We start from the raw sequence: 4,859 nt of genomic DNA on the forward strand, positions 1-4,859 counted from the left end.
CCCGGGTTTCGTGAACGCCGCAGAACCCCTGTGGGAGCGAGCTTGCTCGCGATGACGGCAGCACAGTCAACAGATGGGGTGGCCGACAGACCGCTATCGCGAGCAGGCTCGCTCCCACAATGGATGGGGGTTGCGCCCGGGTTTCGTGAACGCCGCAGAACCCCTGCGGGAGCGAGCCTGCTCGCGATGACGGCGGCACAGTCAACAGATGGGCTGGCCGACCGACCGCTATCGCGAGCAGGCTCACTCCCACAATGGATGGGGGTTGCGCCCGGGTTTCGTGAGCGCCGCTGAACCCCTGTGGGAGCGAGCTTGCTCGCGATGACGGCGGCACAGTCAACAGATGGGCTGGCTGACCGACCGCTATCGCGAGCAGGCTCGCTCCCACAGTGGATGGGGGTTGCGCCCGGGTTTCGTGAACGCCGCTGAACCCCTGTGGGAGCGAGCTTGCTCGCGAAGAGGCCAGCACATTCAACAGATGGGGTGGCCGACCGACCGCTATCGCGAGCAGGCTCACTCCCACAATGGATGGGGGTTGCGCCCGGGTTTCGTGAACGCCGCTGAACCCCTGTGGGAGCGAGCTTGCTCGCGAAGAGGGCGGCACAGTCAACATTAATGCTGGCTGACAAACCGTTTTCGCGAGCAAGCCCGCTCCCACAGGGGATACGGTTTCTGCTGGTAGGGAAGGTGTTCATAGGGACCGTCCCGGTTCGCGGCTGATCTGTTGCCCGGCTTCGAGCAACGTCGAGCAGGCGCGCACGCGCCGACCGTCGCCCAGTCGAACCCAACAGTCCTGGCATGCGCCCATCATGCAAAACCCGGCGCGGGGTTCGGCGCTGAAGTCGCTGCCGCGCAAGTGTTCGCTGCAGGTCAGCACCGCCGTCAGCAAGGTGTCGCCGAGCAGGCCAGTGGCCGGTTGGCCATCGAGGGTAAAGTCCAGGGCCGGGCGGTCGCCTTCGGCCAGTCGTTTCAGCAGAGCCATGGCGCCCTCATTGTTTTCCCACCAGAACCCGATCCAGGCCGTAGACCCGGTCGAGCAAAATCATCGTCAGCGCGGTCAGCGCAATCACCAGTGCCGAGACCGCCGCCATCATCGGATCGATGGATTCGGTGGCGTACACGTACATCCGCACGGGCAAGGTTTGTGTGGCCGGCGAGGTGACGAAGATCGACAGTGTGACCTCGTCAAAACTGTTGATGAACGCCAGCAGCCAGCCACCGGCCACCCCCGGCAGAATCATCGGCAAGGTGATTTCCCGGAACAGCGTGAAGCGCCCGGCACCGAGCGATTGCGCGGCGTGTTCGGCGCTGCGATCCAGGCCGATGGCCGACGCCAGCACCAGCCGCAGCACGTACGGTGTGATCACCAGCACATGGGCGAAGATCAGCCAGGCGAAGCTGCCGTTGAAGCCCATCAGCGCAAACAAGCGCAGCAATGCGACACCCAGCACCAAGTGCGGAATGATGATCGGCGACAGGAACAGACCGTTGAAAAAGTCGCGGCCGGGGAATTCGAAGCGCGTGATCGCCAGCGCCGCCGGCACCGCAATCAGCGTCGCCAGACTGGCCGCGCAAAAGGCCAGGATCAGGCTGTTGTAGAACGCATCGACGAAGTCAGCACGCTCGAACACCGCGCGGAACCAGCGCAGGGAAAACTCCGTGGTCGGCAGGCTCAGGGTGTTTTCCGGGGTGAAGGCCACAAGGCAGACCACCACCAGCGGCGCCAGCATGAACAGCACCACCAGGGTATGGAACAGCAGGGCGAAAGGACCGTTCTTGGACATGACGAGTTATCCCAATGACTTCTTGTAGCGGCCTTCGATCATCCGGTTCCACGACAGCATGATCAGCAGGTTGAGCAACAGCAGGGCCACGGCGATGGCCGCGCCCATCGGCCAGTTGAGCTCCGACAAGTACTGGTCGTAGATCAGCGTGGCGACCATTTTTATCCGGCGTCCGCCGAGCAGGCCGGGAATCGCGAAGGAGCTGGCTGCAAGGCCGAACACGATCAAGGTGCCCGAGAGCACGCCGGGCATGATCTGCGGCAGCACCACTTGGCGCATCACGGTGAAGTGGCTGGCACCGAGGGACATCGCGGCCTGCTCGGCGGCCGGGTCGAGTTTTTGCAATGAGGTCCAGACCGGAATGATCATGAACGGCAGCATCACGTGGACCAGCGCAATCACCACCGCGAACGGCGTGTAGAGCAGTTTCATCGGCGAGCCGCCGAAGGCTTGCAGGGTCTGGTTGACCAGGCCGTCGGCGCCGAGCAACAGGCTCCAGCCGAAGGCGCGCACCACCACAGAGATCAGCAGCGGCGTGAGAATAAGAATCAGAAAAATCGAGCGCCACGGCGTACCCATGCGGCTGAGGATGTAGGCCTCGGGTACGCCGATCACCACGCAGAGCAGGGTGGTCAGGGCGCTGATCCACATCGTGCGCAAAAAGATTTCGTAGAAGTACGAGTCACCCAACAGGCTGCTGTAATGATCGAGGGTGAAGGCATCGCCGTTGATCCCCGAGCTGTAGTCGAAGACGTTGAACGACAGCACCAAGGTCAGCAGCAGCGGGATAACCAGCAGGCTGAGGTATAAGGCCAGGGCGGGTGCCGACAGCCAGTAGCCCTGGCGTCCCTGGCGGATGGCGACAAGCGTACTCATGCCGGCACCTCGTCGACACTCAGCACCCGCAACAACGTCGCGTCCCAATCGAGGCCGACCGCCGTGCCCTCAGTCAGCGGTGCCGAACCGTCGTTGCGGCGCACCACGCTGAGTTCGCCCAAGGTCGTCGACACGCCGTACAGCCATTGGCTGCCGAGAAAGAAGCGGCTGACGATGTTGCCTTGCAAGCGACCCTGACCTTTGTCCCGCAGATCGATTTTTTCCGGACGCAGGCTCAGGGTCAGTTCGCCGCCACTGCGAACCTGGACCACACCCGCGCCATCATGCTCGCCCGGCAGCAGATTGGCCTTGCCGACGAAACCGGAAATGAACTTGGTGCGCGGGTGTTCGTAGAGGGTGTAGGGCGCGTCGATCTGGGTGATGCGCCCGGCCTGCATCACCACCACCCGGTCGCTGATGGACAGCGCTTCGGACTGATCATGGGTGACCATCAGTGTGGTGATTCCGACTTCGCGCTGAATGCGGCGGATCTCGAATTGCATCTCTTCGCGCAGGTTGGCGTCGAGGTTGGACAGCGGCTCGTCGAGCAGCAGTACCGGCGGCTCGATCACCAAGGCCCGAGCGAGGGCAACGCGTTGACGCTGGCCACCGGAGAGCTCCCGGGGGTAACGCTCGGCGTGCTGGTTGAGGCGCACCAGTTTCAGCACCCGATCCACGCGCTGCTGCAACTCGGCACCGGGCACTTTGCGCATGCGCAGGCCGAAGGCGACGTTGTCTTTCACGGTCATGTGCGGGAACAGCGCGTAGCTCTGGAACACCACGCCCAGACCACGGCTGGCGGGTTTGGCGTGGGTGATGTCGCGACCGTCCAGCACAATGCGTCCGCTGCTGACTTCAACGAAGCCGGCGATCATTTGCAGGGTGGTGGTTTTGCCGCACCCGGAGGGGCCGAGCAGCGAGACGAACTCGCCTTTCTCGACCGAGAGGTTGGTGGCAACGACGGCGTCGATCTCACCGTAACGTTTGCCGAGTCCTTCAAGTTGCACAAATGCCATAACTGCGCTCCACCTGAGATTGTTATGCGTCGCCCGAAGGCGCGCTTTTTTGTATGGGCAGATACGAAAAAATGTTGCTGGGTGCGTTGGCGCTCGACTTCTGTCGGCTGCCGCTGTTGTTCGAATCGCCCCTGTCTGGACGCAGAGTAGGACGAAGAATAGGATGGGCTCAATGGCCTATTTCACTGAAGCGATGACTATTTTCAGTTTCATTCGGTGAGTAAATTAATACTTGAGAAAACCCATGACAGATTCCATTGAGCGGAATGAAAACAAAAGTGATGTCGGTGTTGGTGCGGTCTCCAGACTGTTTGCCGTGCTGCGCAGTCTGGGTGACACCGTCGAGGGCGGGGAGCGCGTGACGCAACTGGCCCAGCGCATTGGCCTGTCGCAACCGACCACGCACCGATTGCTGCGCAGCCTGATGGATGAGGGCATGGTTGAGCAGGATGCGCGCAGCAAACGCTATCGCTTGAGTCTGGAGTTTTTTGCCCTGGCGGCCCGCGCCGGGAACACCGGAAACCTGCGCGAACTGGTGCGGCCGGCGCTGCTGCGGCTGTCAGCGTCGTTGGGGGATTCGTTGTTCTTGCTGGCGCGCAGTGGGTTTGATGCGATCTGCCTGGATCGCAGCGAAGGGCCGTTTCCGATCCGCACCTTTACCGGTGACATCGGCGGGCGGGTGGCGCTGGGCGTGGGGCAGGGTAGCCTGGCGATTCTGGCGTTCCTGCCGGAAGAAGAGCGCGACACGGTGATTCACTACAACTTGCCGCGGCTCAAGGATTTCCACCTGTACGACGAGGTGTTCCTGCGCTCGGAAGTCGAGAACGTGCGCAAGCTCGGTTACGCCGGGCGCAACACCGGCGTGTTGCAGGGCATGGCCGGGGTGGCGGTGCCGATCCTGGATCGTGAAGGGCGGGCAGTCGCGGCACTGAGTGTGGCGACCGTGAGTGATCGGCTGGGGCCGGATCGCTTGCCGACGGTGGTGGAAATGCTCAAGCGCGAAGCGGCACTGATCGGGCCGCGGATCAACCCGTTTGATCCTTTGTTGCGGCGGCCCTCCCAAGTATTCGGCCAGGGCTGAATACAATCTACAAGTAATCGCAGAGCCTTGTAGGAGTGAGCCGGCTCCGGGCGGCGTTCCGACGATGGCGGGGTGTCAGGCGACATCGATGTTGAATGTGCC

At 62.6% G+C, this 4,859-nt stretch carries 5 protein-coding genes; 1 reads left to right on the forward strand and 4 read right to left on the reverse strand.

The annotated features are described in order from the left end of the window. Positions 1-691: 691 nt before the first annotated feature. Genes VD17_RS30875 through VD17_RS30890 form a run of 4 tightly spaced genes read right to left on the reverse strand, consistent with a single transcriptional unit; the run spans position 692 to position 3,676 of the window. On the reverse strand, positions 692-982 hold the full coding sequence (locus VD17_RS30875; protein ID WP_046057143.1) for a (2Fe-2S)-binding protein: 291 nt from the start codon (positions 980-982) through the stop codon (positions 692-694). 7 nt (positions 983-989) lie between these two features. Further along, positions 990-1,784, reverse strand: coding sequence for an ABC transporter permease (locus tag VD17_RS30880; protein ID WP_046057144.1), 795 nt, complete (start codon positions 1,782-1,784; stop codon positions 990-992). A 6-nt stretch (positions 1,785-1,790) separates the two neighbouring features. Next, positions 1,791-2,660, reverse strand: coding sequence for an ABC transporter permease (locus VD17_RS30885; RefSeq protein WP_033057241.1), 870 nt, complete (start codon positions 2,658-2,660; stop codon positions 1,791-1,793). After that, positions 2,657-3,676 (reverse strand): ABC transporter ATP-binding protein, encoded by a 1,020-nt coding sequence (locus VD17_RS30890; protein ID WP_046057145.1) that lies wholly within the window; start codon positions 3,674-3,676, stop codon positions 2,657-2,659. The genes VD17_RS30885 and VD17_RS30890 overlap by 4 nt, the downstream gene beginning before the upstream one ends. A 244-nt stretch (positions 3,677-3,920) precedes the next feature. On the opposite strand from VD17_RS30890, the gene VD17_RS30895 reads away from it, so the two are divergent. Beyond that, the gene (locus VD17_RS30895) at positions 3,921-4,757 is read left to right on the forward strand and encodes an IclR family transcriptional regulator (RefSeq protein WP_046057146.1); all 837 of its coding nucleotides are present in this window, start codon (positions 3,921-3,923) and stop codon (positions 4,755-4,757) included. Positions 4,758-4,859 lie beyond the last annotated feature (102 nt).

The organism is Pseudomonas fluorescens (assembly GCF_000968015.1).
Classification (GTDB): domain Bacteria; phylum Pseudomonadota; class Gammaproteobacteria; order Pseudomonadales; family Pseudomonadaceae; genus Aquipseudomonas; species Aquipseudomonas fluorescens_W.